The sequence below is a fragment of the Phenylobacterium sp. genome, from assembly GCF_031412415.1.
Taxonomy (GTDB): domain Bacteria; phylum Pseudomonadota; class Alphaproteobacteria; order Caulobacterales; family Caulobacteraceae; genus Phenylobacterium.
Window position 1 is genome coordinate 1 of sequence record NZ_JANOCX010000139.1, and the last position, 5,674, is coordinate 5,674.

The window sequence follows — 5,674 nt, forward strand, 5'->3', positions numbered from 1 at the left end:
TTAACCCCGATCCCCTTGGGCGCCGTCAAGCTGACTTCATGGCGTCGCGGTCGAAAGTCTACTTGCGAGTCATTCTTAATAGCAATACCGTCGGTGATCACATGAGGACGCCGCCATGCCCGCACCCGACTCGACCGCCCGCCTCGACGATCTCACCCAGGGCGAGCACATGCTGCTCTGGGCCTTCCGGGCGCTGGCCATCGGCGCGCGCGACTGCCGGCTGATCCACCGCCAGTTCGACGAAGCCTGCGGCCCCGCGGGCGGGGAGGCGCTCGCCGCGCTCTCGGTGTTCGTCGGCGAGCTCGGTCGGAGCGGCCGGCGCAAGGTCACCCTGGCCGCGCCCGGATCGCTGCGGATTACCCGCGATGAGCAGCTGATCCTGGCCCTGTTCGCCGCGGCCCAGGCGGAGGACTACGCCCGCCTGGAAGCCCACCTGGCCTGGCTGCTGGCCGGAGAGCCCCGGCCACCCTTCGCCGCCGCCGCCTGCCTCACCGCCCAGGCGCTGGGGATGAACGGCTACGTGTTGCGCCTGCCGGATGTCGCCGCGGCGAGCGAACGCGCGATCCCGAACGTCGTCGTCCTGCGATCGGCCGCGGGCTGATCCAGCGAGGTTTGGCTCACCTCGCCTACGTCCCCGGCTGGATGTAGGGCACGGCCTCGAACAGCCGGCGTTCGTCGCCGCGCGGGTCGTCCACGACTTTCGTCTCCGAGTCGAAGATCATGGTCGCCCGGCGATCCAGCTCGTAGCGCGGCCAGGCCGGAAGCGCCGAGGTGTTCGGGTCGCCTGTCCGCGCCAGGGCGATGAAGGCCTGGCTCATCTGGTCGGCCACCCGCTGGTGGGCCGGCGTCGCGGCATAGGGCGATCCGACCGCGCTCAGATTGTCGAAGGCCAAGGCGATATCGGCGGCGTGCGGCGCGCCCAGCCGGCCACCCTCGGCGCTGGTTCTCAGGTCCAGTTGGTAGACGTAGGCCGGAGCCCCGGCCTTGGCCCGTTCTTCGGCCTCGATCACCTGGCCGCGCCAGGACCGGCCCGCCGTGGTGGCGGCGAAGAACACATCCGTGGGCGAATAGTTCGGATAGATCCGCCGATAGGCCGCGACCACGTGGTCCGGATCGATGTCGACCCGCATTTCCGTCGCGATCCGTCCGGCGACCTCCTCCCATCGCATGGCGAACGGGTCGGGCTTGCTGCCTGCCAGGAAGGCGCGGGTCTCGTCGTGGGTGTTGCCCAGGATCATGGGGATGCTCAGCCCCTGGGGATGGGCGTCGGGATAGAAGGGGTGCCGCGCCAGGCTGCGCTGGTCCAGCACCGGGCCGAAATAGAGCCGTCCGGGCGTGAAGGGATCGACCGCCGCCAAGCCCTCGATCAGCCGGGCGGTCGGCAAGGTCGCCACCTCGGCCGCGCGATCGGGCGAGAGGCCCACGGTCTTGAGGAACAGCGCCATCCGGTCGGTGGCGTGCAGCGGACCCGACACCGTCACCTGCTGGCCGCTCATGGTCGCCGCGGTGTGGAACAGACCCTTGGCCGCCGGCATCGCCATCAGGGTGGCGATCTTGGCGCCGCCGCCCGACTGGCCGAACACCATGACCCGGCCCGGATCGCCGCCGAACTCGGCGATGTTGTCGGCGACCCACCTCAGGGCCAGCACGATGTCGAGCATCCCGGCGTTTCCGGAATCGGCGAAGTCAGGCCCGGCCAGCTTGGCCAGGAAGCCGTAACCGAACACATTGAGCCGGTGGTTGATCGTCACCACCACCACCTCGCCGCGCCGGCACAGCCGGGCCCCGTCATAGAGCGGTGAGCCGCCCGATCCGGACGCATAGGCGCCGCCGTGCAGGTAGACCATCACGGGCCGCTTGCCGCCGTCGGCGAGACCCGGCGTCCACACGTTAAGGAACAGGCAGTCCTCGCTCTGAGGCTCCTCGGCCCGTCCGGCCTGGGGCGAGGCCGGACCGTCGGCGGTCGCCTCCTGCGTCCTTGCCCAAGAGGTCGGCGGCAAGGGCGGTCGGAACCGCCGTGGCCCGGTGTCGGCGCCGTAGCGAACGCCCTTGAAGACCTTGATCGCGCTATCGGCGTAGCCTCGGACCGCGCCATGCCGTGTTCTGGCGAGAGGGCCGCTGGACTCAGCGTGAACGCCCCGCGGAATCAGGCTGGCGACGCCGAGCGCCACCAACCCGCGGCGGCTGGGATTGAATCGGTCCATCGGCCCCTCCCTGTCGGAAGGCTAGCTGAGACTGACACCGGTGTCATCAACCTCGGTGCGCGTCGCATCGTTTGCGAAGACCCGACGACTTTGATCGAGGTCAATGCGTGGCGGCCGCGCTCGGCGCGTCCTGCGGGCAGCAAGGAGACCCGTCATGCCCACCGAAGCCGTCCCGTTCATCATCGCCATCGTCGCCTTCTTCTCGGCCTTCATCGTCAGCGTCGGCGGCGCGTCGATCTGGACCAATCTACCGCGTAGGTGAGCTGGCGCCCGGGTCCGGGCCTGGTCTACGATGACGGCCGGGCGCATCCGCGTCCCCGGACGAGGAAGCGCCCATGACCGACCCGCCCGACGTTGTCCGGACCGACACGCAGTTCGAAATCAGGATCGGCGACGAGGTCGCCTTCGCCGAGTACCGGCTGCAGCCCGGCGTGATCGTCTTCCCACATACCGTGGTGCCCGAGGCCTTCGCCGGCCAGGGTGTCGGCGGCCGCCTCGTTCAGGCCGGGCTGGCCTACGCCAAGGAGCAAGGCCTGCTGGTCAAGCCGACCTGTTCGTTCTTCCACGCCTACATCGCCAAGCGGCCGGAACTGCATGACCTGGTTCATCCCAGCATGAGGGACGGTCTGAAGGCCTAGTCGCCCATTCCTGGGCAGGCGATGGGTCGCTAGTACTTCCAGCCCGCGGGATGGGGCGTGGTCATGCCTTCCAGATCCAGCATCTGTTCGTCCACGTAGCACCAGCCCCAACCTTCCGGCGGATCGTAGGTCTCCATGATCGGGTGCCCGGTGGCCTTGAAATGCTTGGTGGCGTGCGTGTTCGGAGAGTCGTCGCAGCAGCCCACATGCCCGCATTCACGGCAGAGCCGCAGGTGGACCCAGCGCCCGCCCAGCGCCAGGCATTCCTGGCAGCCATCGGCCGAAGGGGTCACCACCTTGAGGAAGGCGCCATGGGTGCAGGGCATCAGCTCAGCCAATCCGCGAGGTTCTCGACATAGCGATGGGTGGCCGCCAGGCCGCGCGGATCGGTGATGATCCGGTCGGACGGCGGCTCGCTGACGAAACTGGGGCAGCCGGTCCTGGGGTCCCAGTTGTAGTCGCAGAAGTGGTGGAAGGTGGACTGGGCGATGGCCCGGCCCGCGCCGCCGTCCTCGGCTTCAAAAGCCACCACCAGATTGAACCGCGCGCCGGTGACGCGGCTCACCCCGGTGGCGATGACCCGGGCGGAAGGCTCATCAGCAGGCGCGCTCACCGCGCCTTCATGCGGATGGGCCGGGAGGAACCGCAGCACGCCGCCGGGTGCTTCGCCGTCGCGCAAGACGGGGTGGACAGCGCCCTCCGCCGTGACCGGCTGGACGTCGCCGTTCGGGCCGGAGTGGTAGTTGGGCCAAAGGATGTAGCTGGTCTCCACGTCGTCAATCCGCCGGCGGCTCTCGTCGGCCTCCGGGTTCTGGCTGTGGAAATGGTGCGCCTTGCCCACTCCGCCCAGGGTGCAGACCGAGGATCCCAGGTCCATGTGATCGCGGGTGACCATCAGGCCGCCGCCCTTGGCCCGGAACCGGCTGATCGCGGCGCACTCGTCAGGCGTGAGGCCATCGCCGACGTCCACGGCGAACAGCCAGAGCTGCGCGAAATCGCTCTCGTCCAGGCTCGCCAGCAACGGATCGAATCCCTCGGGGCCCGCCGCGCGATCACGCGCGACGACGTCGTAAACCGCCGCTCCGCTCTCGTCGGTCAGCCCTTGCAGATGGTCGACCAGCATCGAGAACCGGCCGATGTGCCAGTCGTCGTCGATCGGCGGGATCGTGGTCTGGATCAGGATGCGCTTGGCCATGCCGCCTCGCTTTCACCCGCAATCTAGGACGTGGTCGCCTTGGCGCAATCGCCGCCGCGTCGATTCAGGCCGCCAGACCCTGGATCTGCGCGGCGATGCGGCGAACCCGTTCGGGTCCGCCCAGAAGCTGGCGGTTCAGGCCCACCCGCTTGAACCAGAAGTGCAGGCCCAGCAGGTCGGTGATCCCCATGCCGCCGTGCACCTCCGTGGACGTGCGCGCGATGAAGCGCCCGATCTCGGACGTGTGGGCCTTGGCGTGGGCGGCGGTGAGGGCCGATTCGTCCTTGGCCTCGTCGAAGGCGTAGGCCGCGTACCAGACCAGGGCGCGACAGGGCTCCAGCTCAGCGGCCATCTCGGCGCACAGGTGCTTCACCGCCTGGAACGAGCCGATCACCCGGCCGAACTGCCGCCGCTCCTTGGCATAGTCGACGGCCTTCTCGATCATCACCTCGCAGGCGCCCAGCGTATCAGCGGCCAGCAGCACCCAGGCGGCGTCGCGCAGGCGCGCCAGGGTCTCGGGTCCGCCCACGGGCTCGGCCGGTGTCTCGTGGAAACTCAGCTCCCCCACCCGCCGCGTCTGGTCGATGGTGACCATCGCCGCCCGCGTCAGGCCCGGCGCATCGGCCGCCACCAAATGCAGGTGTCCCGTGTGATCGGCGACCACGAACAGGGTCGCGGTCAGGGCGTCGGTGACGAACAGCGCCTTGCCGGTGAGCTTGCCGCCGTTCGCGGTGACCCCAGCCCCGTCGCGAGCCCCCGCCACCTGCTCCGAGATCGCCAGCCCGGCTGTCGCCTGGCCGGAGGCGATCTTCGGCGACCATCGCATCTGTTGCTCGGCCGATCCGGCCTCGTTCAGCGCGATAGCCGCGACGACCCCGCCCAGGAACGGTCCCGGCGTCACGGCCCGCCCCAGGGCCTGGGCCGCCAGCGCCGCGTCCAGCAGCGACAGGCCCAGCCCGCCATGGGCTTCCGGCGTCACCACGCCCGCCAGGCCGAAGTCGGCGATGGCCGCCCAGATGTCGCCCCCCGCATCGTCGACGTCGCCGGCATAGCGGCGGACGCGGTCCAGCGGGACGCTATCGGCCAGGGTGCGCGATAGGCTGTCGGCCATCATCTTTTGGTCTTGGGTGATCGAGAAATCCATGGCTCAGACGCTCGCCAACTTGGGTTCGCGCGGCATGCGGAGGCCCCGCTCCGAAATGATGTTCTTCTGGATCTGCGCGGTGCCGCCGCCGATGATCAGGCCCAGGTCGAACATGTAGCTGCGCTGCCAGCTCCCCTTGGCCCGCAGGTGCGGCCCGTCCTCGTACAACACCCCCAGCTCCCCCAGGGCGTCGATGGCGAGCGCCGCGATCTGGTGATTCAGCTCGCAGCCCTGCAGCTTGACCACCAGGGCCGCCATCCCGGCCGACTCCCCCGTCATCGAGGCGGTCAGCAATCGCAAGCCATTGAACTTCATCGACATGACCCGCGCCTGGAGCTGCATCAGCCGGTCACGCATCACCGGATCGTCGATCAGCCTTTGACCGTCCGCCGTCTCGGTCTTCATCAGCTCGATCAACGAATGCAGCCGCGCCTCGGTGGCGTTGGGATCGCCCAGCATCCCCCGCTCATGCTTGAGCGTCGCATTGGCCACG

7 protein-coding genes are annotated in these 5,674 nt (G+C 69.2%); 2 read left to right on the plus strand and 5 right to left on the minus strand.

Features of this window, described 5'->3' with window-relative positions; translation table 11 throughout:
- The first annotated feature begins 115 nt into the window (after positions 1–115).
- Positions 116–601, plus strand: coding sequence for a hypothetical protein (locus tag RMO04_RS06795; protein WP_309644031.1), 486 nt, complete (start codon positions 116–118; stop codon positions 599–601).
- Positions 602–626: 25 nt separating this feature from the next.
- Here the strand turns inward: RMO04_RS06795 and RMO04_RS06800 are convergent, their stop codons facing one another.
- Positions 627–2,204 (minus strand): carboxylesterase/lipase family protein, encoded by a 1,578-nt coding sequence (locus RMO04_RS06800; RefSeq protein ID WP_309644032.1) that lies wholly within the window; start codon positions 2,202–2,204, stop codon positions 627–629.
- Positions 2,205–2,539: 335 nt separating this feature from the next.
- Here RMO04_RS06800 and RMO04_RS06805 point away from each other — a divergent pair, with 335 nt between their 5' ends.
- Positions 2,540–2,842, plus strand: a complete 303-nt coding sequence (locus tag RMO04_RS06805) for a GNAT family N-acetyltransferase (RefSeq protein WP_309644033.1) — start codon at positions 2,540–2,542, stop codon at positions 2,840–2,842.
- 29 nt (positions 2,843–2,871) lie between these two features.
- Here the strand turns inward: RMO04_RS06805 and RMO04_RS06810 are convergent, their stop codons facing one another.
- The 4 genes from RMO04_RS06810 to RMO04_RS06825 form a co-directional block, all read right to left on the minus strand.
- Positions 2,872–3,168, minus strand: a complete 297-nt coding sequence (locus tag RMO04_RS06810; RefSeq protein ID WP_309644034.1) for a UBP-type zinc finger domain-containing protein — start codon at positions 3,166–3,168, stop codon at positions 2,872–2,874.
- On the minus strand, positions 3,168–4,037 hold the full coding sequence (locus RMO04_RS06815; RefSeq protein WP_309644035.1) for a hypothetical protein: 870 nt from the start codon (positions 4,035–4,037) through the stop codon (positions 3,168–3,170). Before RMO04_RS06815 ends, RMO04_RS06810 begins: the two co-directional genes overlap by 1 nt.
- Positions 4,038–4,101: 64 nt before the next feature.
- Positions 4,102–5,181 (minus strand): acyl-CoA dehydrogenase family protein, encoded by a 1,080-nt coding sequence (locus RMO04_RS06820; protein WP_309644036.1) that lies wholly within the window; start codon positions 5,179–5,181, stop codon positions 4,102–4,104.
- Between the two features lie 3 nt (positions 5,182–5,184).
- The coding region (locus tag RMO04_RS06825; RefSeq protein WP_309644037.1) for an acyl-CoA dehydrogenase family protein at positions 5,185–5,674 on the minus strand (490 nt) is incomplete at its 5' end.